This is a genomic window from Bradyrhizobium sp. CCBAU 11386 (assembly GCF_028128955.1).
Lineage (GTDB): Bacteria > Pseudomonadota > Alphaproteobacteria > Rhizobiales > Xanthobacteraceae > Bradyrhizobium.
Map to the genome: position 1 here is coordinate 1 of NZ_LBKA01000219.1, position 26,435 is coordinate 26,435.

Genomic DNA, 26,435 nt, shown 5'->3' on the forward strand with positions numbered 1-26,435 from the left:
CGCCAGGCCATCCTTGACGGCCGTGAGCACGGTGTCACGCTAGACCAGGAGGGCGATCACATCGTTCTTAATGGTTGCTACGATTGTTCTCGTGGTCTCGACTCTCTCCTCCGTCATTGCGAGCGCAGCGAAGCAATCCAGAATCTTTCCGCAGCGGCGGTCTGGATTGCTTCGCTGCGGTCGCAATGACGATGTGGCAGCTACGCCACGCAAATGCCGGGCACCGCGAACTTCTGGAACAGATGCGGGCTCGCGACGGCGGATGCGGGGTAGACTGCAATCTTGGCGCGGAATTCCGGGTGCGTGAACGCAGCGCGGAAATGTGCGTTGGATTCCCAAATTGCGTAATTCAGATAGGTCGGGCTGTCGCCGATTGCGCGGTGAAGCTGGGTCGAGATGAAGCCCGGTTGCCGCTTCATGAAGGCGGCGTCGTCTTGCCACGTCTCGAGGAAGCTCTCCTCATGCTCGGCGTCGAGCGTGAACACGTTCACGAGCACCATGATGATGTCAATACGGAATAGTAGTGCCAAATGAGCAAGACCAAGCGGACCCCGGCGGGCGAAGCCCTGACCGGCCTCATCCTCGACCTGTTCCGTGCCAACAGCCTGCTTCTGACCGCCGGCGATCGGCTGGTGACGTCGCTCGGCCTCACCAGTGCGCGCTGGCAGATCCTGGGGGCGATCGCCGACGCCGAGCGCCCGGAGCCGGTCGCCTGGCTCGCCCGCAATCTCGGCGCCAATCGCCAGAACGTGCAGCGCATCGTCAACGACCTCGAGCGCGATGGTCTCGTTGTGTTCGAGGTCAACCCGCATCATCGCCGGGCGCAGCTCGTGGTGCTCACTGACAAGGGCAGGCAGATCTACGATGCGGCAGGCCGCCTGCAGGTCCCGTGGGTCAACGGCCTGTCGGATGGGCTGTCAGTGAAAGAGGTCGAGATCGCCCATCGGGTGCTCAACGCTCTGCGTGATCGACTCGAAGGAACCGGCGAGGATTGATCACGCCCCTTCATCCAGCGCCACCAGCTCGCGCTTCTTGCGGAGCGCGGGCAGCAGCGGCGTGGCCAGCAGCGCCAGCGCCAGCGCAAGACACGCCGCCGAGATCGGCCGCTGTACGAAGGTCCAGAGATCGCCCTGCGACAGGATCAGCGACTTGCGCAGATTGTTCTCCAGCATCGGTCCGAGCACGAAGGCGAGCACCAGCGGTGCCGGCTCGTAGCCGAGCTTGCGCATGAAATAGCCGATGATTCCGAACGCGATCATCACATAGACGTCGAACACGTTGTTGCTGGAGCAGTACACGCCCAGGATCGTGAACAGGATGATCAGGGGGAAGAGGATGTTGTAGGGCAGCTTCAGGAGCTGCACCCACATGCCGATCATCGGCAGATTGAGGATCAGCAGCATGAGGTTGCCGATATACATGCTGGCGACGATGCCCCAGAACAGGCCGGGGTTTTGCGTGATCAGCAGCGGCCCCGGCTGGAGACCGTGAATCACGAAGGCGCCGAGCAGCAGGGCCATCACCACGTTCGGCGGGATGCCCAATGTCATCAGCGGGATGAACGCGCCGCCGGCCGCCGCGTTGTTGGCGGACTCCGGGCCCGCAACACCTTCGATCGCGCCATGGCCAAACCGCTCCGGCGTTTTCGACAGCCGCTTCTCCAGCGCATAGGACGCAAACGAGGCCACCACCGCGCCGCCGCCCGGCAGGATGCCGAGCAGGAAGCCCAGCAGCGTGCCGCGCGCGACCGGGCCGGCGCTGGCCTGCCAATCGGCCTTGTTCGGCAAGAGCTGCGTGATTTTGGCGTTGATGATGTCGCGCTTGATCGCCTGCTCGGTGTTGAGCAGCACCTCGGCGACGCCGAACAGGCCCATCACCACGGGCACGAGGCCGATGCCGTCGATCAGCTCCATGCGGCCGAAGGTCAGCCGCGGCTGCGCCGTGATGCTGTCGAGCCCGATCAGTCCGAGCACGACGCCGATGCAGGCCATCAGCAGCGCCTTCGGCATCGAGCCCTGGGTCAGGAAGGTGAGCACCACGAGGCCGAGCACCATCAGGCTGAAATACTCGGCCGGACCGAACGCGATGGCGATGCTTGCGAGTCTCGGCGCCACCAGCATCAGCGCCACCAGCGCAAACGTGCCGGCAATGAAGGAGCCGAAGGCGGAAATGCCGAGCGCGGGGCCGGCGCGGCCCTGCTTGGCCATCTGGTGGCCGTCGATGCAGGTCACGACGGAGGCCGCCTCGCCGGGGATGTTGACCAGGATCGAGGTGGTCGAGCCGCCATACATCGAGCCGTAATAGATGCCGGCCATCATGATGATGCCGGATTCCGGCGTGCCCGACAGCGTCACGGGCAGCAGCAGCGACATCGCCGAGATCGGCCCGATGCCCGGCAGGACGCCGACCAGCGTGCCGATGAAGACGCCGATGAAGCAATAGAGCAGGTTGATCGGCAGCAGCGCGACGCCGAACCCATGTGCGACGTTGACGAGCGTGTCCATGCGATCAGCCGATCCCGAACAGGCCGGAGGGCAACTGGATCAAGAGCAGGCGCTTGAGCACCCACCACATCCCTGATGGCACCAGCACGGCGATCGGGATCGCCAGCGTCCAGCGCACGGGATCGATCAGCCGCAACATCAGCAGCATCAAGGGGATCGACGACAGCAGAAATCCCAGCGGCTCCAGCGCGAAGGAGAACGCGACGAGGCAGGCGATGACGAGAAGCGGCTTGCTCCAGCGCACATTTTCCCAGCGCGAGGCCAGCGTCGGCCCGCCCTCGGTGACGGCCGAGACGATGATGAAGGTCGCGAACACGCATATCAGGATGCCGGTGTAGAACAGCACGTAGCCGGAGCCGGGATCGTTGATGGTGCCGAGCTTCAGCTTCAAGCCCTGCCAGGTCACGAAGCCGCCGAGCCCGAGCCCGATCAGCCCGCCCCAGAGTTCGGAGTTGGAGAGGCGGAGTTTGACGTTGGCTTCGTTGCTCATCTGGCGTGCTCTCGGCCGTTCCCCGGAGCTGCGCAGCACGAAGTGATGCGCTGCAGATCCGGGGTCCATAGGGGTCGTGGCGAAGGTGGGTCCCGGCTCTGCGGCGCAGCGCTGGAGAGGCGCTGCACCGCGTCCGGGACACGAAAGCGGCCCGGTCCTACTTCTTCGCAAGCCCGAGTGTGTCGATGACCTTGCGTTCGGACCCCGTGATCTCGACGACGAACTTCCTGTAGTCCTCGGTATTCTTGTAGTTCGGCACCATGTCGTATTTGGCGAGCGTGGCGATCACCGCGGGATCTTCGATGGCCTTCTTGAAGGCGTCGTGCAGCTTGGCAACGATCTTGGGGTCCATGCCCTTCGGGCCGGCGATGCCGAACGGGGAATCGTAGACCATGGGATAGCCGAGCTCCTTCAGCGTCGGCACGTCGGGATAGTTCGGCGATCGCGCGCCGGTCCACACCATCAGAAGCTTCAGCTTGCCGGCGTCCACCAAGGGCCGCCATCCCGTGGAATCGGCCTGGAGCATGGTGTGTTGCCCCAGCACTGCGGCGTTGGTCTCGGCGCCGCCCTTGAACGGCACCTGCGTGAGCTTGATGCCGGACATCGCCGCGATCTGCTCCATGCCGATATGGAGCGAGGTTCCTGTGCCCGGTGTCGCATAGGTCACCTTGCCCGGATTCGCCTTCGCGAACTCGACCACGTCCTTCCAACTCTTGAACTGCGACTCGGCGTTGGTGGTGACGCCGAAGGTGTAGCCGGTGAGGTGGACGATGTAGGTGAAGTCCTTCGCCGGATCCCACGACACCTCCTGCATCAGGGGCAGGCGGAAGACGGTGATCGGGATCTGCGAGATGGTGTAGCCGTCCGGCTTCGCGGCCGCCGCCATGGTCGCAGGGCCCACCGTGCCGCCGCCGCCGGCCTTGTTGTCGATCACGATCGGCTGCCCCAGCACCTTCGAGGCGCTGTCGGCGATCGCGCGCATCGAGATGTCGGTCGAGCCGCCGGCCGGCCATGGCACGATCAGCGTGACCGGCTTGCTCGGATAGTCCTGCGCGCCGGCCGCGGTCGCGAGCAACGCTCCCACGGCAACATGTATGGTGGCAAATACAGCCGTCCTCAGCCCGTACCGCGACATCGGAATACCTCCCTCGCAGCGGCCTCGTTCGGGCCGCCGTCTCCGTTTGTTATGACGGGATTGTCCTCGAAATCACGAGAGAAGAAAAGCGCATTGCGCAGACCGTGCGCAGCGGTCGACGCGGCTATCCCGCTGGAAACGGCACGTGCGACGATTGGCCGTTTGGAGGTGTGCCGAGACACGGAATTTGACGTGGGCGGCGCCCTTACGCCACGCGGCGAACCGCGTTCAGCGTCTCGATGGTGCGCCCGACCTCGGCCGCTGGGCACGGTCTGCCGAAGTAATAGCCCTGCACCGCGGTGCAGCCGCATTCGCGCACGAAGTCGAGCTGCTCCTCGGTCTCCACACCCTCAGCCGTGGTCTCGACGCCGAGCACGGAGCCGAGGCTCGCGATGGTGCGGACGATGGCGACGCTCTCCGGGCTTTCGCCGAGCGTGCCGACGAAGGAGCGGTCGATCTTGATGCGGTCGAAGGGAAACTTGCGCAGATAGCTCAGCGAGGAATAGCCGACGCCGAAATCATCGAGGCTGACGCGCACGCCGAGTGCGCGAAGCTGGTGCAAGATCTCGATCGTCGCCTCGCTGTCGTCGAGCAGCGCGGTCTCGGTGACCTCGAGCTCGAGCCGCTGCGGCGGCAGGCCGGCTTCCGCAAGCGCGCTCGTGACCATCGCTGCTAGCCCGCGCGAGCGGAACTGCACCGGCGACAGGTTCACCGCGACCGAGACATCGGGCCAGGACGCCGCGGTCGCGCAGGCCGTGCGCAGCACCCATTCGCCGATCGGAACGATCAGCCCGTTCTCTTCGGCGATCGGAATGAACTCGGCCGGCGAGACGAAGCCGCGCGAGGGATGCTTCCAGCGCAGCAGCGCCTCGAAGCCGGTGAGCTCGGAGGAATCGAGCCGCACCTGCGGCTGGAACACCAGGTGGAATTCACGCGCCTCCAGTGCGCCGCGCAGATCGTGCTCTAGCGCGTGCCGGCTGCGGGCCTCTTCCTCCATCTCGGGTTCGAACAGCTGATAGGCGCCGCGCCCCCTGGCCTTGGCCTGGTACAGCGCGAGGTCGGCGCATTTCATCAGCTCGTCGGCATCGAGCCCGTGATCGGGCGCGATCGCGATACCGACGGAGACGCCAACATGGATCGACTGGCTCTCCAGCGGCGGCGGGTGGCCGATGATCTCGACCAGGCGGCGGGCGAGCTTTTCGGCCGACTGTGGCTGCGGGCCGCGCTGGAGAACGGCGAACTCGTCGCCGCCGAGGCGCGCGACGGTGTCGTGCTCGCCGACGTTCTCCTTCAGGCGTGCGGCGACCCAGCGCAGCAGGCGATCGCCGGCGGCATGGCCGAGCCTGTCGTTGACGGTCTTGAAATTGTCGAGGTCGAAGCACAGCACGGCCATGGCGCCGCCGGCGATCGCGACCTGGTTCAGTCCCTCGCCCATCTTCTCGCGGAACAGCGTGCGGTTGGGCAGGTCGGTGAGTGAATCGTGCCGGGCCATGTGCGCGACGCGGGCCTGGGCCTTGTGGCGCTCGGTGACGTCCTCATAGGTGACGACCCAGCCGCCAAGCTCCATCCGCTTGTGATTGAGCTTGATGATACGGCCGTCGCTCAGATGGCGGTGCAGCGTGTGCTCGCCCTCGCGCAGCCGTTCGACATAGTCGGCGTAGAGCTTGGTGCCGGTCATGTTCGGATGGATGCCGAGCTCGCAGCTGTGCTCCATGATCTCCCGCATCGAAATGCCCGGCTTCACCACGTCGGACGAGAGGCCGTACATCTCGATATAGCGGCGATTGCAGACGATCACGCGCAGGCTCGAATCGAGCATGCACAGGCCCTGGCTCATGTTGTTCAGCGCCGCGTCGAAGCGACGATACTGCTCGCTCAGCTCCTCGATCGCGCGCTCGCGCTCGGTGATGTCTTCATAGGTGGCGACGAAGCCGCCCTCGGCCAGGGCGCAGTAGCGCACCGAGATCACCGTGTCGTTCGTCATGCGCCGGCGCATCGGCGAGGAATCGCGGTTCGCGATCCTCGCGCTGGCGGCTTCCAGGAGCTGCTGCGGGGTGTATTCCGAAGCGAACGCGCCGTTCGCCATCGATCGTTCGATCAGCTCGCCGAGATGCGTGCCGGGCCTGGTTTCCTCCGGCGATAGCCAGTAGATCTTGCGGTAGGTGGTGTTGCAGACGCGCAGGCGCATGTCGCTGTCGTAGAAGGCGAGCCCGTGCGCCATGTTCTCCATCGCCGCGTCGAGGATGAAGTTCTGCTGCCTCAGCGTCTCCTCGTATTTGAGCCGCTCGGTGACGTCTTCGTGCACTGTCACCCAGCCGCCGTCGGGCAGGAAGCGGGAGACCGCTTGCACCATCCGCCCGTCGTAGCGCATCACCAGCAGCGTCTTCGCCTTCCGGCTGCGCACGTCCTCGAGCCTGGTGTCGTGGAATTCATCGGCCGACATGCCCGGCGTGTTGCCGCGCGAGAGCCAGTGGTCGATGGCCGCGCTGTGCGTGACGCCCGGCTTCACGACTTCTGGGTCGAGGTTGTAGAGGTTCAGGAAGCGTTCGTTGCAGACGACGAGGCGGCTGTCGGCGTCATACATGATGAGGCCGTGCGACATGTTGGCGAGCGCGTGCTGGCTGCGCTCGGTCTGTACGCGCAATTCCGCCTCGAGCCGGGCGAGGCGGCTGACGTCGTCGCAGATCGTCATCCAGCCGCCGCCGGGAAGCGGCTTCAGCTCGAGTGCCATGACGAGGCCAGTCGCCAGCCGCTGCTCGGTACGGAACGGCTTGCCACCTGCGATCTGCGCGATCCGCGCCGAATACAGCGCGTCGAGTTCGCTCGCTGGAAAGTTCCCGCGCGTCGCGCTGTGCGCGAGCACCTCACGATAGCTCGCGCCCACCCGCACGACATCGGCCGACATGTCGAACAGCGACAAGTAGCGCTGGTTGACCAGCACGATCCGGTTGTCGGCATCGTAGACGCAGACGCCCTGCTCCATGTGGTCGAGCGCAAGCTGGCTCAGCGCGACCAGGGCCTCCGGGCCCTGCTCGCGGTGTGCACCAAGCTCGTTGTCGCAGGTCGACGTCATGGGGTCGGCGTGATCTCGGCGGGCAATAGACTTAACGCAGCGTAATTCCAGTGCCGAGGGTAACGAACAGGCGGGAAAAATCCCTTAAGCGCCGTAGTTTACGGAGGATGACCGGCGGTGCAGAGACGCGTGTGTTGCGGACGCGCGAATGTGTCCGTGTCTACAAGCCAGAGTTGGCGAAGAGCGTGCAACAAACCCCGCTGTCGTCCCGGCGAAGGCCGGGACCCATAGCCACAGGGAGAAGTTTGGCGAGGACTGGTTGTGAAAAGGTCTTCCCGCGGTACAAGCACCTGCGCTTATCGATAGATCACGCGGTGGGTCCCGGCCTTCGCCGGGACGACATTGAGTGTGAGGACCGGCCTACGGCCCGTACAGCACGAGCTCGGTATCCGTGAGATCAGCCAGCTGCGGCTGGCGTGGGCCCTTGAAATATTTGCGGCCACGCCGCTCAGTATAAATACCGACGAGGCCGGGAATCGGGCCGTTGGCATCGACCGCCACCGAGATCTTGCCGAGCCGCAGCAGCAGCCGGCCGATGCGGCCTGCGCAGGCGGCGTACTCGGCGGCGCTGCGGCAGTAGATCAGCTTCATCGCGGGCGGCGCGATGAAGCCGCGGCGGATGCGCACCGGTTGCAGGATGAAGGGGAAGGTTCCCTGCGGCGTGCGGCAGACGAGGCTGAGGCAATTGTAGCGCGCATGCCGCGTCAGCAGTTCGGTCTCGGCCTCGGAAAGGCCCTCGATCGTCTTGGCGTGCTGCGAGATGACTTCGATCTTGCTCCAGCGCGGGGGCCGCGCCAGCGCAGGCACCGAAAAGAATATGCCGCGGCAATAGGCGCGAAAACCCTGCGTCTCGATGATCGGCCAGGTCCAAGGCGCCGGGCTGATGTTGAGATAGGTTACGTCCTTGTGCCGCTGCGCGATCTTGGTCAGCAGCGGCGCATAGTTGCGATAGGCCGGATCGACATACCAGCTCGACAAATTGCACTGGATGGCGGTCTCTTCGCCGTCCTTCCGTGCCGTGTAGATCAGCAGCAGCACGCCGACCGGCGTGCCGTCATTGTCGAGCATGTAGCCGAAGCGCGGATAGCCCTCCGGCACGGGCCGGAAGGCCTGCCGGCGCAGGCCCTGGATCCAATAATTGCGCGAGCGGCCGACGAAGCCGCGCGTCAGCAGGTCCGCGACCGCATCGACGTCGGCCTCGGTGATCTCGCGGCATCTGACCTTGGTGTGGATCACGCTCGTCTTACCCGTGGAAATGGTCGGCCTCTTACCTTAGCGCCAGCCTTCGCCGTGGGCGTCGGCCGCAACATGCGGCTGCAGGCCCAGGATGTCCCGCACCTTGGCGGGCCAGGCGGAAAGGTCTGTGCCGTGCGTGTGGAACATGGCGACCGCGAGCCGGTCCATGCCGAAGGCGACGCAGCCGGTGTGGGCCGGCTCGCCATTGGCGTCCTGGATGCCCCAGGTCGTGCCGAAATGCTCGCGGTGATAGTTGAAGCTCATGCAGGCGGTCGGCTGCTCTTCCGAGCGCAGCGGGATCAGGAGCTCGAACTTGAGCTGCTGCTGCTTCTGGCTCACCGCCTTCATCTGGCCGACGCGGCCGAAGAAAGGATCGCTGGCATAGTCGACGCGGAAGGTCAGGCCGAGATCGCGGGCGATCGCCTGCGCGCGAACCATCCAGCGCTCGCGGAAATCGGAAACGTCATCGGGCGTGCCGATGCAGACATATTCGCGCATCCGGAACGACTGCAGGCGGTCGAGATGTTTCGACGGCTCGCGGCGGAAGCAGTCCGCTGCGACGTCGAAGCGCAGGCCGCCCTTCGGCAAAGGTCCGCGGCTCGCCGCGATCGGATAGACGGGGTAGCAGGCGGCCGGCGACAGCACGAGGTCGGCCGGCGAGAGCGACGTGGTCCAGTCGCCGCCGGCATCGAAACGGCTGACCGCGGCGTTGATCTCACGCTCGGTGCCGTGCAGGCCGCAGACGCAGCCGAGCAGGTTCGGGAAGCTCTTGAGGTAGCCGGACTTCTCGAGCTGGGCGCGGCTCATGACCGGTGGAAAGCGCAGCGCTTCGGTGCCGGTTTCGCGATGGCTGGTGATCAGCGCAGCGAGGCGCTCGACGATGCCCTCATAGAGCGCGGTGCGGGCATAGACGCCGTCCGAGCCCATGCTGTGGAACAGCTTGTCGGCGAGATGATCGAGCGGATCTGAGATTTGCGGCGCGGTGTCGGGCGAGTTGGGGAGAACAGCAATGTTCATGTTCGACTTCCTGCTATCTGAAATTATTCTTATTGGACGAAGGCACGTCAGTCTCGAAAGCTTGTCAGTCCCGAAGGCACGCCGGAATGCCGCTCATCAGCGTCGAGGTCGCGGCATTGGCCAGAATACGGTCGTTGTTGATCATGATCGGCGACGACAACACGTCGCGCAGGTGACGGCCCATGGTGAATTCGCCGTCGTTGCGGTAGCCGGAAAGGCCCGCGGTGCGCATCGCATGCATCACGGTCTCGACCGCGAGCTCGGAAGCCTGCACCTTCAGAAGCGTGATCGACGACTGGAAGTCGAGCGAGCCGAGTGCGCGCTCGTCGTGCTCGGCACGGGCGAAGGCGTCGATATTGGCAGCGATCAGCGCGCGGAGCTTTGCCAGCGACATCTTCGCGGCCGTGAAATGCGCGGCGGCCGGCGGCATCTGGCCGCCCGAGCTGCGGGCCGCCTTGCGGATGAAGGCCTGCGCGCGCGTCACGGCCGTGGCGGCAATGCCGGCCCAGGCCGAGGACCAGCACAGATGCGCGAACGGCGTCATCGTCTGGGCATGGATCTTGTCGTAGGCTTCCGGGAAGACACGGTCGGCCGGGCAGTCGACCTGCAGCTCGAAACCGGTGGAGCAGGTGCCGCGCATGCCGAGCGTTTCCCAGCCCAGCGTCCGCTTCAGCGAGTAATCGCCCTTGGCGAGCGCCAGCAGCACCTGGTCGGAGGCGGCGGCGTCGGTGGCGCGGCGGGCGATGGTGACGAGGCCGTCGGCCTCGGCGCCGTAGGAGATCACGGTGGCGTCGCGCAGCAGCGAGACGGTGTCGCCGGCGACGTCGACGGCGGCCGCGCTGGCGCGGATGTTGCCGCCGTTCTGGCCTTCGGTGGTGGAGGAGGCGAGCAGCCACTGGTCGCGTGCGACCCGGCGCATCATGGTTTCCATCCAGGGAATGCCGTGGCCGTGCCTGACGACGCAGGCGACCTTGGTCTGGTGCATTGCGTAGATCATCGCGGTCGAGGCACAGGCCCGCCCGAGCGTGTAGCAGATGTCGGTGACGTCGTAGATCGAGGCGCCGAAGCCCCCGAACTCGACCGGGATCATGGCGCCGAGCAATTTCTGCTCACGCGCGACGTCGAAAGCCTTGTGCGGGAAGCGGGCGTCGCGATCGACCCCGTCTGCGTCAGCCGCCGCCGCTGCCGCGGTTCGGGCAGCGCGCTCGATCAGGGAGGGACCCTGCTCGAGGAGGCTCGTCTGCGTTTCGTCGACAGTGAGGACTGCTTCACGCACGTTCATACTTGTCCGCCTCCGGTTTTGCCGTTCGAGATCGCCGGCATCATTCGCGATGCCGCGTAAGCGATCCTCCGACCATCTTTGCTTGTGAGACGAGGCTAGGGATTTAATTCAAATTCGTCGATGAAATACAGGGTAAACAAAGCCAAATTCCGAACGAACAGTTAAGGTCCGGTTGTTGGCATGGTCGGAATTTCCGTGATCGCGTTAGGGATCTGGAAGAAGCCCGGATTCCAGACAATCTGAGTCATCGTTTACTAAGAAACGCGAAGTAATGGTGCCGGCCATTGCGGGATCGGCCGTCCCTGCCCATCGTAGGCGGCAGTCCGGTCCGACTAGACAAACGGGAATTTGCCGATGCAGGCCTTCAATACCGACGTGCGCAATCGCATCATCAAGCTGGTGAAGGGCATCCTCGAGCAGAACGCGCTCGCCGCGGACGTCACGCCGTCGGCAAAGCTCGTCGACGCCGGCCTGACCTCGATGGACATGGTCAACCTGATGCTCGGCGTCGAAGCCGAGTTCGACTTCACCATCCCGCAGTCGGAGATCACGCCGGAGAATTTCCAGTCCGTCGAGACGCTGGAGCGGATGGTGATGACCCAGCTGCAGCCGGCGACCGCCGCTTAATTAGACGCACAGCTGTCTCCCCTTCGCCGGGACGACGTTGAATGTGTGGTGAGCGCCTTGCGCCCCCTCAGGGTGCCGGCATCTCGCCCCCACCCACCCCCGTTCCAAAACCGCCGCAAAACTGGCATAGCTTAACCATGTCGCATGGAGCAGACAGGGTGGAGCAGGCATGACGCAGGCGGTATTGGGCATCATCGGCGGCTCCGGCATCTATGACCTGCCGGGCCTCGAGGGTGCGCGCGAAGAGGTGATCAAGAGCCCGTGGGGCGAGCCGTCGGCGCCCTTGCGGCGCGGGACCATCGCAGGCCTGCCGATCGTGTTCCTGCCGCGGCACGACAAGGGCCACAGGCTGTCGCCCTCCGACATCAACTATCGCGCCAATATCGACGTCCTGAAGCGGGCCGGTGTCACCGACCTGATCTCGCTGTCGGCCTGCGGCTCGTTTAGGGAAGAGATGCCGCCCGGCACCTTCGTGCTGGTCGATCAATTCGTCGACCGCACCCACAAGCGCGAGAGCTCGTTCTTCGGCCGCGGCTGCGTCGCGCATGTGTCGATGGCCCATCCGGTCTCGCCGCGGCTGCGCATCCATCTCGCCGCGGCTGCCGAGGCCGAGGGTATCGCAATCGCGCGCGGCGGCACCTATGTCTGCATGGAAGGGCCGCAGTTCTCGACCCTTGCGGAGAGCATGACCTACAAGACCCTTGGCTATTCCGTGATCGGCATGACCAACATGCCCGAGGCGAAGCTCGCGCGCGAAGCGGAGCTCTGCTACGCCACGGTCGCGATGGTGACGGATTTCGACTGCTGGCATCCCGACCATGACGCCGTCACAGTGCAGGACATCATCCGCGTGCTGACCTCGAATGCCGACAAGGCGAAGGCGCTGGTGGCGCGGCTGGCGCAAGACTTTCCGCGTGAGCATGAGCCGTGCCCGATCGGTTCGGATCGCGCGCTCGATACCGCGCTGATCACCGCGCCCGAGGCGCGTGATCCGGAGCTTTTGAAGAAGCTCGATGCGGTGGCAGGGCGCGTGCTGCGCGGCTGAGACGAAAGGCAGAAAGCCATGAAGGTCGACGGCAAGCATTTCCGCAGCATCTGGCGCGAGCGCGACGGCTGGTCGGTCGGCGCGATCGACCAGCGCCGGCTGCCGCATGAGTTCGTTGTCGCGCGCCTGACCTCCTGCGACGACGCGGCAGTGGCCATCCGCGACATGCTGGTGCGCGGCGCGCCGCTGATCGGTGCCACCGCGGCCTACGGCATGGCGCTTGCCATGCGCGAGGACGCTTCCGATGCGGGCCTGAAGCGCGCCTACGAGACGCTCGTCGTGGCACGCCCGACCGCAATCAATCTGAAATGGGCGCTCGACGAAATGCGCGCGACGCTCGCGCCAATCGATCCGCTCGAGCGGGCGGAGGTGGCCTATGCGCGCGCCGATGAGATCGTCGAGCAGGACGTCGAGATCAATCGCGGCATCGCCGCCAACGGCCTGACGCTGATCGAGGCGATCGCGGCGAAGAAGCCGGGCGAGGTCGTCAACGTGCTGACCCATTGCAATGCCGGTTGGCTTGCGACCGTCGATTGGGGCACGGCGACGGCGCCGATCTATCTGGCGCATGAGCGCGGCATCAAGATCCATGTCTGGGTCGACGAGACGCGGCCGCGTAACCAAGGGGCCTCGCTCACGGCCTGGGAGCTCGGCCACCACGGCGTGCCGCACACTGTGATCCCCGACAACACCGGCGGCCATCTGATGCAGCACGGCATGGTCGATCTCGCCATCGTCGGCACCGACCGCGTCGCCGCCAATGGCGACGTCTGCAACAAGATCGGCACGTATCTCAAGGCGCTCGCCGCCCATGATAACGGCGTGCCGTTCTACGTCGCGCTGCCGTCGCCGACGATCGATTTCGCCGTCCATGACGGCATCCGCGACATCCCGATCGAGCAGCGCAGCGGCGTGGAGGTCACCGATATGACCGGCCGGACCGCGGACGGGAGGCTGGAGACGGTGCGCATCGTGCCCGAGAACTCGCCGGTCGCGAACTATGCCTTCGACGTGACGCCTGCTCGCCTCGTCACCGGTCTCATCACCGAGCGCGGTGTGCTGAAGCCCGACCGCGCCTCGCTCGCAGCAGCGTTTCCCGAGCGGATCGCCGCCGCGGCGGAGTAGGGCGTTTCACGAAGACCGTCGCCCCGATCTCGTCATTGCGAGCGCAGCGAAGCAATCCAGACTGTCCCTGCGGTGGGATTCTGGATTGCTTCGCTGCGCTCGCAATGACGGAGAATGACGCTCTAGCGGAGTTTGAGCCCAGTCGCCGCCTCGAGCTCGGCGATCGCCTGGGCGCCGCTGGCGACCTTGATGGTGGTCATGCCCATCTCACGCGCGGGTTTCAGATTGACGCCGAGATCGTCGAGATAGACGCAATTCCTTGGATCGACCTCCAGCGTCTCGACCATCATCTTGTAAATGCGTGGGTCGGGCTTGCGCAGGCCGATCTTGGCGGACTCGATGACGTGGTCGAACAGCACCATCACCTCGGCGATGTAGAGCGAGCGCCCGGTCATGCTGCCGATGGCGTTGGCGGGCAGATTGTTGGTGATGCAGCCGGTCTTGAGTCCGGCCTTGATGCGCTTCAACGCTTCGACCATCTCGGGACGCAGATCGCCCTGAAGCAGCGGCAGCACATCGCGGCCGCGCACCTCCGCGCCGAGCGCGCGCGACTCCTCCGCGAACAGCGTGTCGAAGGTGTCGATGTCGACCTCGGCGCGCTCGAACCTGGCCCAGGCGTTTTCCAGATGATTGGCCGCGTTGGTGCGCCGGATGATGTCGATGGGCAGCCCACGCTCGGTCTCGAACCGCGCGAACGCCTCGAACGGCGAGCTCGTCAGCACGCCGCCAAAATCAAAGATCACCGCCTCGATCGCCAATGTCCTGCCCTCGTCAATTCCTTTCCAAGAGGGCTAGCATGCGCTATCGGCAAGGGCCAGTCCGAAGCAATCCGCCCTCACCGAGGCTGCCGCCAAAGCGTGTTCCCATGAAGAAGCTTGCAACTCCTATCATCGCTGCGCTGCTGCTCGCCGCGCCCGCTCATGCCATCGTCGGTGGCGGCACGCCGCAGGCCGATGGCGTTGCGCGTGCCGTCGTCACCATCGTCGGCTCACGCGGCAATTTCTGCACTGGCAGCCTGATCGCGCCAAAACTCGTGCTCACCGTCGCCCACTGCGTGCAGCCCGGCGCGGACTACAAGATCGTCGATCGCGGCGCCGACGGCCAGCCGCAATTGCTGAATGTCCGCACCGTCGCGATCCATCCCAACTTCAACATGCAGGCGATGCAGGCGCATCGCGCCACGGCCGACGTGGCGCTGCTGCAACTGGAAATTCCACTCAAGGGAAAATCGACGGTGCCGGTTGGCATGCCGAATATTCCAATCCAGGTCGGTGGCCGCTTCGTCATCGCCGGCATCGGCGTCACCGTGCGCGGTGATGGCAAGAGCGGCGGCGCGACGCGCGTCGCGGGCCTCGTCGCCACCGGCCAACCCGGCACGCTTCAGATTCGGCTGGTCGATCCCGTAACCAACGGTGTTCGCGACGGAATTGGCGCCTGCACCGGTGATTCCGGCGGTCCCGTGTTCGAGGACAAGCCGAACGGCGCCGTGCTTGTCGGCCTCATCAGCTGGTCCACGGGCCCGAACGGTGCGGCTGGCTGCGGCGGGTTGACCGGTGTCACGCCGCTCACGCTCTACCGCGACTGGATCTTGCAGACCGCGCGGAGCTGGGGTGCGGCGCTGTGATTTGACCGCGACTTGATCTATGTCATTTTGTAGCGGAAGCGCGATGGGCGACCATGCCTGTCGCGGAGGAAACGCGTCGCTCAATCAAGGGCGGCCACAAAAACAAGCAAGGCATAGAAGCAACAATGAATGTCGCTGTTCGCAGTCACGCCACGGCCAAACAGGTTTCAGAGCATTTCGACGTGCTGATCGTCGGCGCCGGCATCTCCGGCATCGGCAGCGCCTATCATCTCACAAAGCAGCTTCCGGGCACGAGCTTCGTGATCCTGGAGACACAGGCGAGTTTTGGCGGCACCTGGATCACACATCGCTATCCCGGTATTCGCTCCGACAGCGACCTCCACACCTTCGGCTATCGCTTCAAGCCCTGGGTCGGCCCGCCGATCGCGACCGCCGAGGAGATCCTCGCCTACATGAACGAGGTGATCGACGAGAACGATATCGCGCGGCATATCCGCTACAAGCACAAGATCAACTCGGCGAGCTGGTCGAGCGAGCGAAATCTCTGGACCATCGAGGCGGTCACGACCGACACCGGCGAGCCCAAAACCTTCACCGCGAACTTCCTCTGGATGTGCCAGGGCTATTATCGCCATTCCGAGGGCTATACGCCGGAATGGAAGGGCATGGACCGCTTCAAGGGCCGCATCGTCCATCCGCAGACCTGGCCTGATGACATCGACCTCACCGGCAAGAAGGTCGTCGTGATCGGCTCGGGCGCGACCGCAGCGACGCTGGTGCCGAACATCGCGGACACATGTGCGCACGTCACCATGCTGCAGCGCTCGCCGACCTATTTCCGCCTCGGCCGCAACGCCATCGAGATCGCGGAAGAGCTGCGCCGGCTCCAGGTCGACGAGGAATGGATCCACGAGATCGTCCGCCGCAAGATATTGTTCGAGCAGGATGCGTTCACGAAGCTCTGCGTGTCGAAGCCCGAGCAGGTGAAGAAGGAGCTGATCGGCCAGATCAGCGCGGTGCTTGGGCCGGACTACGACGTCGAGACGCACTTCACGCCGAGCTACCGGCCGTGGCGGCAGCGTATCGCCTTCGTGCCCGATGCCGACCTGTTCAAGGGCATCGCCAGCGGCAAGGCCTCCGTCGTCACCGATGAGATCGAATGCTTCGTCGAGAACGGCATCCAGCTCAAGTCGGGCAAGCTGCTCGAAGCCGATATCATCGTCACCGCGACCGGCTTCAACCTCGCGGCGCTCGGCGACATCGCCTTCGAGATCGACGACAAGCCGCTCGCCTTCGGCGACACCGTCACCTATCGCGGCATGATGTTCACGGGTGTGCCGAACATGGTCTGGGTGTTCGGCTATTTCCGTGCCAGCTGGACTTTGCGCGTCGATCTCGTCGCCGATTTCGTCTGCCGCCTGCTCGGACACATGAAGGCGAAGGGCAAAAAGAAGGTCGAGGTGCGCTTGCGCCCCGAAGACCACAACATGCCGATCCTGCCCTGGATCGATCCGGAAAACTTCAATCCCGGCTACATGATGCGCAACATGAATCTGTTGCCCAAGCGCGGCGACAAGCCGGAATGGCAGCATAGCCAGGATTACTGGACCGAGAAGGACGAGATCCCGAAGACGGACCTGGACGACAAGGCGTTCGTGTACGGGTGAGGGGGTTTGCTGTAAGGGACGGCGGCGACCGCCACACACTCCACTGTCGTCCCGGGGCGCGAAGCGAACCCGGGACCCATAACCACAGGGAGTGGTTATAGAGCGAGCAGGTAACTCCGAGTCTTCGCCAAACTTCTCCCTGTGGTTATGGGTCCCGGATCTGCGCTTCGCTTGTCCGGGACGACACTGTTTGTTGGGTTGCGGTGTCCCAACTCATTCACGCCGTAGCTCACGAATTCCGCCTTGTCGCACTCGTCGCAATTGCGGCGGCCGCCGTCCGGTTCTCGACCCCCAGCTTCGAATAGATCTGCTCGAGATGCTTGTCGACCGTGCGCGGGCTCAAGCCCAGGATCTGCGCGATGTCGCGGTTGGTCTTGCCCTTGCTGAGCCATGCCAGCACCTCGCCTTCGCGGGTGGTGAGGCCGAGCTCGCTGGTGAATTCGGGTGGCAGCGCCGTGCCGGACTCCTTGGACAGCCGCAGCAGGAACTCGTTGGGTGCGGTTTCGCCCATGTAATAGAACCGGAGCTGCGGATTGTCGGGCAAGGAAGCACCTTGCGACTTCGCGCTGCCCTTGCCCTTGGCCTGCTCCAGCCATTGCAGCAGTGATGGCGGCAGGGCGAAGTCGTCGGCCTGTGCGCCGTGGTGATCGGACAGCAGCTTCTGTGCCTGCGGGGTCGCCCAGAGGATGTTGCCCTGACGGTTGACCGCGAACAGGAAGCGGCCGGAGACGTCGAGCGCGGCGCGCGCGCTCTGGGTCAGGCGGGCGTTGCCGAGATGGACACGGATGCGCGCCAGCATCTCCTCGATCACGATCGGCTTGGTCACGTAGTCGACGCCGCCGGCGTCCAGCCCGCGCACGATATGCTCGGTCTCGGCAAGGCCCGTCATGAAGATCACGGGGATGTTGGCAAGGCCCGCATCGCGCTTGAGGCGGCGGCAGGTCTCGAAGCCGTCCATGCCGGGCATCACCGCATCGAGCAGCACGATGTCGGGCGTGATCTGGTCGACGATGCGCATCGCCGCTGCGCCGTCGAGTGCCACCATCACCGTCATGCCGGCGCCGTCGAGCGCGTCGGTGAGCAGCCGCAGCGTTTCGGGAGAGTCATCCACAACGAGCGCGACGTCGCGCTTCTTCGACTCAATGCTCATGCGCATGCAACGTCTTCAATGTGGCCATGTACCGGTCGAGATCGAAGCGGTCGACCAGCGATCGCATCTGGGCGACGAAGTCGGCATGCTCCGGATGCTCGCTGCCGATCTCGTCGAGCTTCAGCTGGATGCCCTTGACGTAGCCGATCTGGCCGAGCCCGATCAGCTCCTCGATGTGTCGCACCGGCGGCCGTGAGCCGCTCTCGGGCTGCCAGAACGGCACCTCGATCTCGTCCGGGCCGTACTGCCATTCGATCTTGAGCAGCTGGCGGATCGTCTCCAGCAGCCGCGGAATGTCGATCGGCTTCATCAGATAGCCGTCGTGGAACGGCTGCGCCAGCGGCGTGCCGTGGGCCTCCAGCGCGCTCGCCGAGACCATCAGGATCCGGGCCTGGTGATGGCCGCTTGCGCGCAGCGTCTCCGCGACCGTCCAGCCGTCCATGCCGGGCATGGAGATGTCGAGCAGGAACAGATCGGGCCGGCAATGCTGCGCCAGCGCGAGACAGCCCGGGCCGTCGGTGGCGCTGAGCAGGATGAAGCCGAGCGGCGTCAGCACTTCGCGCAGGAGGTCGCGATGAACGGGGTCGTCGTCGGTGATCAGGATCGTCTTGCGCGCGCCGTGATAGCCGGAGACCGGCGCCTCCACCGGCGCGATGCGCTGGGGATTGGCGACCTCCGACAGCAGGATCTTGACCTTGAACGTGCTGCCGGTGCCGACCGTGCTCGCGACCTTGATGTCACCGCCCATGACGCCGGCCAGCAGCCGGCTGATGGTCAGCCCGAGACCCGTTCCGGTCTGCGGCTGCGAGACACCGAGAGCGCCGCGTTCGAACGGCGCGAAGATGCGTTCGAGATCGCCGCCCTGGATGCCGGGACCAGTGTCGATCACCTCGAATTCGGCAACGGGGCTGCGATAGTGCACGACGAACTGCACGCTGCCGGTCTGGGTGAATTTGATCGCGTTGGAAAGCAGGTTGATCAGCACCTGGCGCAGCCGCTTCTCGTCGGCATAGACCACGACTGGCAGGTGGGCGGGACGGCTGAACACGAAGTCGATGCCCTTGGCGGCGGCCTGAAGACGGAACATGCCGACGAGCTGGTCGAGGAAGTCGCTGAGGCGCACCTCGTCGCGCGAGAGATACAGCCGTCCCGCCTCGATCTTGGAGATGTCCAGAATGCCGTCGATCAGGCCGGAGAGATGATCGGCGCTGCGGCGGACGACGCGGACCTGGTCGCGCGGCTTGGTATTGAGCGTCGCATCCTGCTCGAGGAGCTGCGCATAGCCGCTGATCGCGTTCAGCGGCGAGCGCAGCTCGTGGCTGAGGCCGACGACGTAACGGCTCTTGGCGAGGTTGGCGGATTCGGCGACCTCTTTGGCGCGCTGGAGCTCGGCGTCGGTGCGCTTGTGCGCGTCGATCTCCTGGATCAGCAGCGTGGTCTGCCGCCGCGTCTCGGCCTCCGCGGCGCGGCGGCTCTGCTGCGCCAGCACGAACAGCCAGGCCACCACGCCGATGATGATGCTGAGCGAGAAGAACACCTTCCACAGCACGTCGGAGACGAGCATGTTCTCGCCATGCACGCTCGCGGAGGTCTGGAGATAGATCAGCCCCAGCACGAGCGCGACGAGGCCCGCCGAGACCACGAACACGCCGATGTAATGGCCGAGCTGCGAATTGATCCGCTGGTAGATCGGCTGCGGCAGGATCTTGCCGAGCGTCTCGGAGAACTGCGTCTGTGCGCGCGCATGCGGCTTGCAGAGGTCGTGGCAGCGGGCGTCGAGCGAACAGCACAGTGAGCAGATCGGCCCGGCGTAAGCGGGGCAGGAAGCCATGTCCTCCGGTTCGAACGAGTGCTCGCAGATGCAGCACTGGATCGCCTCGATGTTCTGCCAGCTCCGCTTCGGTTTGCGCGCGATGTAGTATTTGCCGCCGGTCGCCCATGCGATCAGGGGGGCGGCGAGGAAGGCAACCGCCAGCGCGATGAAGGCCGACAGCGCCTTCGCGGTCGGCCCGAACAGGCCGTAGAAGGCACTGATGGAGAGAATGGTCGCGATCGTCATCGCGCCGACGCCGACCGGATTGATGTCGTAGAGATGCGCGCGCTTGAACTCGATCTGCTGTGGCCGCAATCCAAGCGGCTTGTTGATGACGAGGTCGGCGACCAGGGCGCCGACCCAGGCGATCGCGACGTTGGAATAGAGCGCCAGTGTCTGCTCAAGCGCCTTGTAGACGCCGATCTCCATCAACAGCAGCGCCACGATGACGTTGAAGACCAGCCAGACCACGCGGCCGGGATGGCTGTGGGTCAGGCGCGAGAAGAAGTTCGACCAGGCGATCGAGCCGGCATAGGCGTTGGTGACGTTGATCTTGACCTGCGACAGGATCACGAAGGTGCCGGTCAGCGCCAGCGCGAGGTCGGGCTGCGACAGCACGTATCGAAATGCTTCGAGATACATATGCGCCGGCTCGGCGGCCTCTTCGGGCGGCACGCCGTGGCTGAGCGCGAAGAAGGCGAGGAACGAGCCCGCCAGAAGCTTCAGCGCGCCGAGCACGATCCAGCCCGGTCCCGCGCTCATCAGTGCGATCCACCAGGAGGTCCTGGAAGCACGACGGTCGCGCGGCAGGAATCGCAGGAAGTCAACCTGCTCGCCGATCTGCGCCACCAGCGAAAACACGACCGAGGCTGCAACACCGAACAGCAGCAGATCGAAATGTCCGTTGAGGTCGCCGTGCTCGCCCGAGAACTTGCGCCACTCCGTGAACGAGTAGGGGTTGGCCCAGGCGATCGCCGCAAAGGGCAGGATGTGCAGAATGATCCAGAGTGGCTGGGTCCAGAGCTGGAAGCGGCTGATCAGCGTGATGCCGTAGGCCACCAGCGGGATGATGACGACGGCGCTGATGAGATAGCCTACGGGGCGCGGAATCCCGAAGCACATCTCGAGCGCGGACGCCAGGATCACCGCTTCGATCGCGAAGAAGATGAAGGTGAAGGACGCGTAGATCAGTGAGGTGATGGTCGAGCCGATGTAGCCGAAACCAGCGCCGCGCGTCAGCAGGTCAATGTCGATGCCGCATTTGGCGGCATAATAGGCAATCGGCACGCCGCAGCAGAAGATGATGGTCGAAACCACGAGGATCGCGGCGGTGGCGTTGGTGACGCCGTAGTTCAGGGTAATGGTGCCGCCGATCGCCTCCATCGCCAGGAACGAAATCGCGCCCAGCGCGGTGTTGGCGACGCGGGCGGTGGACCAGCGGCGCGCGCTCTTGGCCGTGAAGCGCAGCGCGTAGTCTTCCAGCGTCTGGTTGGCGACCCATTGGTTGTACTGGCGCCTGACGCGGTCTATTCGCTGCCGCCCTGCCACTTAACCCCACTCCCGATACGACCCGGATCCCTCGCAAATCCCGTACCAAAAGCCTACGTCGGCATTTTGCGGTGCAGTATACGCGATCTTGCGTATGCTTGCGCTGCACAAATTCGAGCCATCCTCACGGCACCAATCGCGTGTCCTCGAACAAAAAGTGGGGTGCTCATGTCAGACGAAGCAAACAAGGGCCTGTTGTCGCCGCTCCGGCGCAAATTATTGATGGGAATGGCGGCCGTGCCGGCCATCACGATGCTGCCGCGGGCCTCTTTTGCGCAGGTCCCGGCGACCTCGGCGGTCAATACCACGGGTCTCGCGGTCACCGACACCGAGGTGACGGTCGGCATCCTGCATTCGGCGACCGGCACCATGGCGATCTCCGAGACCGGCTCGATCGAAGCCGAAAAGCTCGCCATCGAGCAGATCAACGCCATGGGCGGCGTGCTCGGCCGCAAGATCAAGTTCATCCAGGAAGACGGCGCCAGTGACTGGCCGACCTTCGCCGAAAAGGCCAAGAAGCTGCTCGTCAACGACAAGGTCGCGGCGATCATGGGCTGCTGGACCTCGGCCTCGCGCAAGGCCGTGCTCCCGGTCATGGAGCAGTACAACGGCATGCTCTACTACCCGACCTTCTACGAAGGCCTCGAGCAGTCCAAGAACGTGATCTACACCGGCCAGGAGGCGACCCAGCAGATCCTCGCGGGCCTGAACTGGATCGCCAAGGAGAAGGGCGCCAAGTCGTTCTTCTTCATCGGCTCCGACTACATCTGGCCGCGCACCTCGAACAAGATCGCGCGCAAGCATGTCGAGAACGTGCTGAAGGGCAAGGTCGTCGGCGAGGAGTATTATCCGCTCGGCAACACCCAGTTCAATTCGGTCATCAACAAGATCAAGCTGACCAAGCCCGACGTGATCTTCACCGACGTCGTCGGCGGCTCCAACGTCGCGTTCTACAAGCAGCTCAAGGCTGCCGGCATCGACCTCGCCAAGCAGCCGCTCTTGACGATCTCGGTGACCGAAGACGAAATCGACGGCATCGGCGGTGAGAACATCGCGGGCGCCTATGCCTGCATGAAGTACTTCCAGTCGCTCGACAATCCGAACAACAAGACCTTCGTGCCCGCGTTCAAGAAGATGTGGGGCGAGAAGACCGTGATCGGAGACGTCACCCAGGCTGCCTATCTCGGCCCGTGGCTGTGGAAGTTGACGGTCGAGAAGGCCGGCTCCTTCGACGTCGACAAGATCGCGGCGGCCTCGCCGGGCGTCGAGTTCAAGGGAGCTCCGGAAGGCTATGTGCGCATCCATGAAAACCATCACCTCTGGTCGAAGACCCGGGTGGGGCGCGCCAAGCTCGATGGCCAGTTCGAGCTGATCTACGAGACCGCCGATCTCGTCGAGCCGGATCCGTTCCCCAAGGGCTACCAGTAAGAGCGCTACCAGTAAGAGCGCAGCCTCTGCCGCGGTCTCCCTCAAGGCAAAACCGCTCCCTGGCGTGGATCGCAAGTCCATGCCCAAGACCCCCGCGTCGCGAACCTGCTCGCGACGCGGGACCCTTTCCCCGACGGAGGACATCGATGTTCGGCGACTACTCGATTGGCGACCTTGGCTCCATCTTCGTCATGCAGGGGTTTGCGGGACTGATCCTGTTCTCGGTCTACGTGCTGATGGCGCTCGGTCTTGCGATCATCTTCGGCCAGATGGGCGTCATCAACATGGCCCATGGCGAGTTCATGATCCTCGGGGCCTACGTCACCTGGATGACCTCCAATCTATTCCAGACCTATTTGCCGAGCCTGTTCAGTGGCTACTTCTTCCTCGCGATGATCCTGGCCTTCGTCGCGTCCGGCGCGCTGGGCATGCTGGTGGAATGGGTGCTGATACGGCACCTCTACAAGCGCCCGCTCGATACGCTGCTCGCCACCTGGGGCCTCAGCCTGATGCTGCAGCAGGCCTACCGTTCCGTGTTCGGCGCGCGCGAGGTCGGCGTCGAGCTGCCGCAATGGATGCTCGGCTCGCTGCACGTGACCGACAGCATCGAAGTGCCGATCAACGGCGTCTTCGTGATGTGCCTCACCGTGCTGATCACGCTGGGCGTCGCCTACGTCCTCTATATGTCGCGCTGGGGCCGCCAGGTGCGCGCGGTGGTGCAGAACCGCATCATGGCCGGCGCGGTCGGCATCAACACCGAGAAGGTCGACCGCTACACCTTCGGGCTCGGGTGCGGCATCGCCGGCGTGGCCGGAAGCGCCTTCACCATGATCGGCTCGACCGGGCCGACATCGGGCCAGCTCTACATCGTCGACACCTTCCTCGTCGTCGTGTTCGGTGGCGCCGCCAGCCTGCTCGGCACCATCGCCTCCGCGTTCTCGATCTCGCAGACTCAGTCGACGCTCGAGTTCTTCATGTCGGGTTCTATGGCCAAGGTGCTCACGCTGCTCGCCGTCGTCGGCATTCTGATGCTGCGGCCGCAGGGCCTCTTCGCCCTCAAAGTCCGCAAATAGCAGGAAGCAGGCAAGTCATGTTCATCAACTCACGCTTCTTCAATCGATCCGAGCTCATCGGCTTCATCGTGCTGGCCGCCGTGCTGTTCGTGATCCTGCCGCTGTCGCTGGATGTGTTCCGCCTCAATCTGGTCGCGAAATACCTGACCTACGCCTTTGTGGCGATCGGCCTCGTCCTGTGCTGGGGCTATGGCGGCATTCTGAGCCTGGGGCAGGGCGTGTTCTTCGGCCTCGGCGGCTACTGCATGGCGATGTTCCTCAAGCTGGAGGCCTCCAGCGTCGAGAACACGAAAATCCAGTCGACGCCCGGCATTCCGGATTTCATGGACTGGAACCAGATCACGTCACTGCCGCTGTTCTGGCAGCCATTCCACAGTCTCACCTTCACCATCCTCGCCATCATCCTGGTCCCCGGCGTCTTCGCCCTGATCATCGGCACCGCGATGTTCAAGCGCCGGGTCGGCGGCACCTATTTCGCGATCATCACCCAGGCCGTCGCCGCCATCCTGACCATCCTGATCGTCGGGCAGCAGGGCTATACCGGCGGCATCAACGGCATGACCGACCTGCGCACCCTCAAGGGTTGGGACATCCGGCCCGACCACGCCAAGGTCATCCTGTACTTCGTCGAGGTGGTGTTGCTGTTCGCCTGCATCGGCATCGCGCAGTTCATCCGCCTGACCAAGCTTGGCCGCATCCTGGTGGCGATGCGCGAACAGGAGGACCGCGTCCGCTTCTCCGGCTACAGCGTCGCCAACTTCAAGATCTTCGCCTTCTGCATGGCCGCGATCTTCGCCGCGATCGGCGGCGCCATGTTCGCGCTCAATGTCGGTTTCATGTCGCCGTCCTTTGTCGGCATCGTGCCGTCGATCGAGATGGTGATCTACACCGCGGTCGGCGGGCGGATGTCGATCTTCGGCGCGGTGTGGGGCTCCATCCTGGTGAATTTCGCCAAGACCAGCCTGTCGGAATCCTTCCCGCAACTCTGGCTGTTCGGCCTCGGCGCGCTGTTCATCGCGGTCGTGCTCGCCTTCCCGAACGGTCTGTCCGGAATCTGGGCCGATTACGTGCAGCCGCGCATCGATCGGTTCATGCGGCCGCGCAAACCGAAGTCGGGCGCGTGGACCGACGATTCCGTGGCCGACGGCGCCCCGGCCGAGTGAGGAGATCATCATGCTTGTCGGTCATCAACCCAAGGAATTCCTGCTCGCGGTGGAAGCGCTCACCGTGTCCTTCGACGGCTTCAAGGCGGTCAACGATCTCTCCTTCTACGTCGAGGAGAACGAGATCCGCGTCATCATCGGCCCGAACGGTGCCGGCAAGACCACGGTGCTTGATCTGATCTGCGGCAAGACCAAGGCCACCTCGGGTTCGATCCAGTTCCGCGGCAAGGAGCTGACGAAGCTGAAGGAGAACGAGATCGTGAAGACCGGCGTCGGCCGCAAGTTCCAGACGCCGTCGGTGTTCGTGGACCTTACCGTGTTCGAGAATCTCGAGATCTCCTATCCGCGCGGCCGCACCGTGTTCGGCTCGCTGACGTTCCAGCGTGACGCGGCGGTGAGGCAGCGGGTGGAGGAGGTCGCCGAGATGATCTTCCTGAAGGATCGTCTCGACACTTATGCGGACCAGTTGGGTCACGGCCAGAAGCAATGGCTCGAGATCGGCATGCTGCTGATCCAGGACCCGGACCTCCTGATGCTGGACGAGCCCGTCGCCGGCATGAGCGTGTCCGAGCGCGCCAAGACGGCCGAGCTGCTCAACCGCATCATCAAGAACCGCTCGGTGCTGGTGATCGAGCACGACATGAAGTTTGTCGAGGACATCGCGCACAAGGTCACCGTGCTTCACCAGGGCCAGATCCTCTCCGAGGGCACCATGGAGAAGGTGAAGAACGATCCCAAGGTCGTTGAAGTCTATCTCGGTCACTAGGAGCGCGATGATGCTGGCAATTTCCGATCTTCACGTTGCCTACGGCCAGAGCGAGGTGCTGCACGGGCTCAACGTCAAGGTCGCGCCGAACGAGATCGTCGCGATCATGGGCCGCAACGGCATGGGCAAGACCACGCTGATGAAATCGCTGATGGGCATCCTGCCCGCCAAGAGTGGCTCGGTGACCATGGACGGCGCCGAGCTCGGTGGTCTGCCGAGCTACGAGCGGGTGGCCAAGGGTCTCGCCTATGTGCCGCAGGGCCGCATGATCTTCTCCACCATGACGGTGAAGGAGAACATCGAGACCGGCCTCGTCGTCTCCGGCGGAACCGAGGTGCCTGAAGACATCTACGAATTATTCCCGGTGCTGCTGGAGATGAAGGGGCGCCGCGGCGGCAATCTCTCCGGCGGCCAGCAGCAGCAGCTCGCGATCGCACGCGCGCTCGCGACCAAGCCGAAGGTGCTGCTGCTGGATGAGCCGACCGAAGGCATCCAGCCCTCGATCATCAAGGACATGGCGCGCACCCTGAAGCGCATCCGCGACGAGAAGGGCCTGTCGATCGTCGTGTCCGAGCAGGTCCTGAGCTTCGCGCTCGATATCGCCGACCGCGTGCTGGTGATCGAGAACGGCGAGATCGTGCGTGATGATCCGCGCGACAGCGTCGATGCCGCGCAGGTCTCCAAATATCTGTCCGTCTAACCAACCGT

The 26,435-nt window shown here is 64.4% G+C and carries 23 protein-coding genes; 12 read left to right on the forward strand and 11 right to left on the reverse strand.

Translation table 11 applies throughout. The features are described 5' to 3' along the window. Positions 1-189 (forward strand): hypothetical protein (locus XI09_RS18610; protein WP_271568122.1); only part of this gene is annotated, 189 nt, incomplete at its 5' end. Positions 190-200: 11 nt separating this feature from the next. On the opposite strand, the gene XI09_RS18615 is transcribed toward XI09_RS18610, so the two are convergent. After that, positions 201-500 carry an antibiotic biosynthesis monooxygenase family protein gene (locus tag XI09_RS18615; RefSeq protein WP_271568123.1) on the reverse strand — a complete coding sequence of 100 codons (300 nt, stop codon included), beginning with the start codon at positions 498-500 and terminating at the stop codon, positions 201-203. A gap of 30 nt (positions 501-530) precedes the next feature. On the opposite strand from XI09_RS18615, the gene XI09_RS18620 reads away from it, so the two are divergent. Then, on the forward strand, positions 531-995 hold the full coding sequence (locus tag XI09_RS18620; RefSeq protein ID WP_271568124.1) for a MarR family winged helix-turn-helix transcriptional regulator: 465 nt from the start codon (positions 531-533) through the stop codon (positions 993-995). Here the strand turns inward: XI09_RS18620 and XI09_RS18625 are convergent, their stop codons facing one another. The 7 genes from XI09_RS18625 to XI09_RS18655 all read right to left on the reverse strand — a co-directional run bounded on the left by XI09_RS18625 (position 996) and on the right by XI09_RS18655 (position 10,737). Next, positions 996-2,504 (reverse strand): tripartite tricarboxylate transporter permease, encoded by a 1,509-nt coding sequence (locus tag XI09_RS18625; RefSeq protein ID WP_271568125.1) that lies wholly within the window; start codon positions 2,502-2,504, stop codon positions 996-998. 4 nt (positions 2,505-2,508) lie between these two features. After that, positions 2,509-2,994, reverse strand: a complete 486-nt coding sequence (locus XI09_RS18630) for a tripartite tricarboxylate transporter TctB family protein (protein WP_271568126.1) — start codon at positions 2,992-2,994, stop codon at positions 2,509-2,511. Positions 2,995-3,151: 157 nt separating this feature from the next. Continuing rightward, on the reverse strand, positions 3,152-4,129 hold the full coding sequence (locus tag XI09_RS18635) for a tripartite tricarboxylate transporter substrate binding protein (protein WP_271568127.1): 978 nt from the start codon (positions 4,127-4,129) through the stop codon (positions 3,152-3,154). A gap of 205 nt (positions 4,130-4,334) precedes the next feature. After that, positions 4,335-7,202, reverse strand: coding sequence for a PAS-domain containing protein (locus XI09_RS18640; protein WP_271568128.1), 2,868 nt, complete (start codon positions 7,200-7,202; stop codon positions 4,335-4,337). A gap of 360 nt (positions 7,203-7,562) precedes the next feature. After that, on the reverse strand, positions 7,563-8,438 hold the full coding sequence (locus XI09_RS18645; RefSeq protein ID WP_271568129.1) for an acyl-CoA acyltransferase: 876 nt from the start codon (positions 8,436-8,438) through the stop codon (positions 7,563-7,565). Positions 8,439-8,474: 36 nt separating this feature from the next. After that, a complete protein-coding gene (locus XI09_RS18650; RefSeq protein ID WP_271568130.1) occupies positions 8,475-9,455 on the reverse strand; it encodes an amino acid--[acyl-carrier-protein] ligase in 981 nt (326 codons plus the stop codon). A gap of 64 nt (positions 9,456-9,519) precedes the next feature. Further along, positions 9,520-10,737, reverse strand: coding sequence for an acyl-CoA dehydrogenase family protein (locus XI09_RS18655; protein WP_271568131.1), 1,218 nt, complete (start codon positions 10,735-10,737; stop codon positions 9,520-9,522). Between the two features lie 354 nt (positions 10,738-11,091). Between XI09_RS18655 and XI09_RS18660 the strand changes: the two genes are divergently transcribed. From XI09_RS18660 to mtnA, 3 genes are all read left to right on the forward strand, one after another. Then, the gene (locus XI09_RS18660) at positions 11,092-11,364 is read left to right on the forward strand and encodes a phosphopantetheine-binding protein (protein WP_271568132.1); all 273 of its coding nucleotides are present in this window, start codon (positions 11,092-11,094) and stop codon (positions 11,362-11,364) included. Positions 11,365-11,533: 169 nt separating this feature from the next. Continuing rightward, on the forward strand, positions 11,534-12,409 hold the full coding sequence (locus tag XI09_RS18665) for an S-methyl-5'-thioadenosine phosphorylase (RefSeq protein WP_271568133.1): 876 nt from the start codon (positions 11,534-11,536) through the stop codon (positions 12,407-12,409). 18 nt (positions 12,410-12,427) lie between these two features. Continuing rightward, positions 12,428-13,534, forward strand: a complete 1,107-nt coding sequence (gene mtnA, locus XI09_RS18670) for an S-methyl-5-thioribose-1-phosphate isomerase (protein ID WP_271568134.1) — start codon at positions 12,428-12,430, stop codon at positions 13,532-13,534. A gap of 122 nt (positions 13,535-13,656) precedes the next feature. Here mtnA and XI09_RS18675 read toward each other — a convergent pair whose 3' ends face one another. Next, positions 13,657-14,292: an HAD-IA family hydrolase gene (locus XI09_RS18675; protein WP_271568135.1), complete on the reverse strand. Its 636-nt coding sequence runs from the start codon at positions 14,290-14,292 to the stop codon at positions 13,657-13,659. 107 nt (positions 14,293-14,399) lie between these two features. On the opposite strand from XI09_RS18675, the gene XI09_RS18680 reads away from it, so the two are divergent. Together XI09_RS18680 and XI09_RS18685 are read left to right on the forward strand one after the other, a co-directional pair. Further along, the gene (locus tag XI09_RS18680) at positions 14,400-15,158 is read left to right on the forward strand and encodes a S1 family peptidase (RefSeq protein WP_271568136.1); all 759 of its coding nucleotides are present in this window, start codon (positions 14,400-14,402) and stop codon (positions 15,156-15,158) included. Between the two features lie 125 nt (positions 15,159-15,283). After that, positions 15,284-16,786 (forward strand): flavin-containing monooxygenase, encoded by a 1,503-nt coding sequence (locus XI09_RS18685; RefSeq protein ID WP_271568137.1) that lies wholly within the window; start codon positions 15,284-15,286, stop codon positions 16,784-16,786. A gap of 229 nt (positions 16,787-17,015) precedes the next feature. Here the strand turns inward: XI09_RS18685 and XI09_RS18690 are convergent, their stop codons facing one another. Continuing rightward, positions 17,016-17,936, reverse strand: coding sequence for a response regulator (locus XI09_RS18690; protein WP_271568162.1), 921 nt, complete (start codon positions 17,934-17,936; stop codon positions 17,016-17,018). Then, a complete protein-coding gene (locus XI09_RS18695) occupies positions 17,926-21,297 on the reverse strand; it encodes a hybrid sensor histidine kinase/response regulator (protein ID WP_271568138.1) in 3,372 nt (1,123 codons plus the stop codon). The genes XI09_RS18690 and XI09_RS18695 overlap by 11 nt, the downstream gene beginning before the upstream one ends. 168 nt (positions 21,298-21,465) lie before the next feature. Here XI09_RS18695 and urtA point away from each other — a divergent pair, with 168 nt between their 5' ends. From urtA to urtE, 5 genes are all read left to right on the forward strand, one after another. Then, positions 21,466-22,725 (forward strand): urea ABC transporter substrate-binding protein, encoded by a 1,260-nt coding sequence (urtA, locus tag XI09_RS18700; RefSeq protein ID WP_271568139.1) that lies wholly within the window; start codon positions 21,466-21,468, stop codon positions 22,723-22,725. A 146-nt stretch (positions 22,726-22,871) separates the two neighbouring features. Further along, a complete protein-coding gene (gene urtB / locus XI09_RS18705; RefSeq protein ID WP_092186245.1) occupies positions 22,872-23,798 on the forward strand; it encodes an urea ABC transporter permease subunit UrtB in 927 nt (308 codons plus the stop codon). Between the two features lie 17 nt (positions 23,799-23,815). Further along, on the forward strand, positions 23,816-24,961 hold the full coding sequence (gene urtC / locus XI09_RS18710) for an urea ABC transporter permease subunit UrtC (protein ID WP_271568140.1): 1,146 nt from the start codon (positions 23,816-23,818) through the stop codon (positions 24,959-24,961). A gap of 10 nt (positions 24,962-24,971) precedes the next feature. Then, entirely contained in the window at positions 24,972-25,727 is a 756-nt protein-coding gene (gene urtD, locus XI09_RS18715; protein WP_271568141.1) for an urea ABC transporter ATP-binding protein UrtD, read from the forward strand. Positions 25,728-25,737: 10 nt separating this feature from the next. Then, positions 25,738-26,427 carry an urea ABC transporter ATP-binding subunit UrtE gene (urtE, locus tag XI09_RS18720; protein ID WP_271568163.1) on the forward strand — a complete coding sequence of 230 codons (690 nt, stop codon included), beginning with the start codon at positions 25,738-25,740 and terminating at the stop codon, positions 26,425-26,427. Positions 26,428-26,435: the final 8 nt, after the last annotated feature.

What these genes read in the sequence shown, in the direction of transcription:
- XI09_RS18615 (WP_271568123.1), bottom strand. Translation starts at nt 500, where the DNA reads ATGGTGCTCGTGAACGTGTTCACGCTCGACGCCGAGCATGAGGAGAGC.
- XI09_RS18620 (WP_271568124.1), top strand. Translation starts at nt 531, where the DNA reads ATGAGCAAGACCAAGCGGACCCCGGCGGGCGAAGCCCTGACCGGCCTC.
- XI09_RS18625 (WP_271568125.1), bottom strand. Translation starts at nt 2,504, where the DNA reads ATGGACACGCTCGTCAACGTCGCACATGGGTTCGGCGTCGCGCTGCTG.
- XI09_RS18630 (WP_271568126.1), bottom strand. Translation starts at nt 2,994, where the DNA reads ATGAGCAACGAAGCCAACGTCAAACTCCGCCTCTCCAACTCCGAACTC.
- XI09_RS18635 (WP_271568127.1), bottom strand. Translation starts at nt 4,129, where the DNA reads ATGTCGCGGTACGGGCTGAGGACGGCTGTATTTGCCACCATACATGTT.
- XI09_RS18640 (WP_271568128.1), bottom strand. Translation starts at nt 7,202, where the DNA reads ATGACGTCGACCTGCGACAACGAGCTTGGTGCACACCGCGAGCAGGGC.
- XI09_RS18650 (WP_271568130.1), bottom strand. Translation starts at nt 9,455, where the DNA reads ATGAACATTGCTGTTCTCCCCAACTCGCCCGACACCGCGCCGCAAATC.
- XI09_RS18655 (WP_271568131.1), bottom strand. Translation starts at nt 10,737, where the DNA reads ATGAACGTGCGTGAAGCAGTCCTCACTGTCGACGAAACGCAGACGAGC.
- XI09_RS18660 (WP_271568132.1), top strand. Translation starts at nt 11,092, where the DNA reads ATGCAGGCCTTCAATACCGACGTGCGCAATCGCATCATCAAGCTGGTG.
- XI09_RS18665 (WP_271568133.1), top strand. Translation starts at nt 11,534, where the DNA reads ATGACGCAGGCGGTATTGGGCATCATCGGCGGCTCCGGCATCTATGAC.
- mtnA (WP_271568134.1), top strand. Translation starts at nt 12,428, where the DNA reads ATGAAGGTCGACGGCAAGCATTTCCGCAGCATCTGGCGCGAGCGCGAC.
- XI09_RS18680 (WP_271568136.1), top strand. Translation starts at nt 14,400, where the DNA reads ATGAAGAAGCTTGCAACTCCTATCATCGCTGCGCTGCTGCTCGCCGCG.
- XI09_RS18685 (WP_271568137.1), top strand. Translation starts at nt 15,284, where the DNA reads ATGAATGTCGCTGTTCGCAGTCACGCCACGGCCAAACAGGTTTCAGAG.
- XI09_RS18690 (WP_271568162.1), bottom strand. Translation starts at nt 17,936, where the DNA reads ATGAGCATTGAGTCGAAGAAGCGCGACGTCGCGCTCGTTGTGGATGAC.
- urtA (WP_271568139.1), top strand. Translation starts at nt 21,466, where the DNA reads ATGTCAGACGAAGCAAACAAGGGCCTGTTGTCGCCGCTCCGGCGCAAA.
- urtB (WP_092186245.1), top strand. Translation starts at nt 22,872, where the DNA reads ATGTTCGGCGACTACTCGATTGGCGACCTTGGCTCCATCTTCGTCATG.
- urtC (WP_271568140.1), top strand. Translation starts at nt 23,816, where the DNA reads ATGTTCATCAACTCACGCTTCTTCAATCGATCCGAGCTCATCGGCTTC.
- urtD (WP_271568141.1), top strand. Translation starts at nt 24,972, where the DNA reads ATGCTTGTCGGTCATCAACCCAAGGAATTCCTGCTCGCGGTGGAAGCG.
- urtE (WP_271568163.1), top strand. Translation starts at nt 25,738, where the DNA reads ATGCTGGCAATTTCCGATCTTCACGTTGCCTACGGCCAGAGCGAGGTG.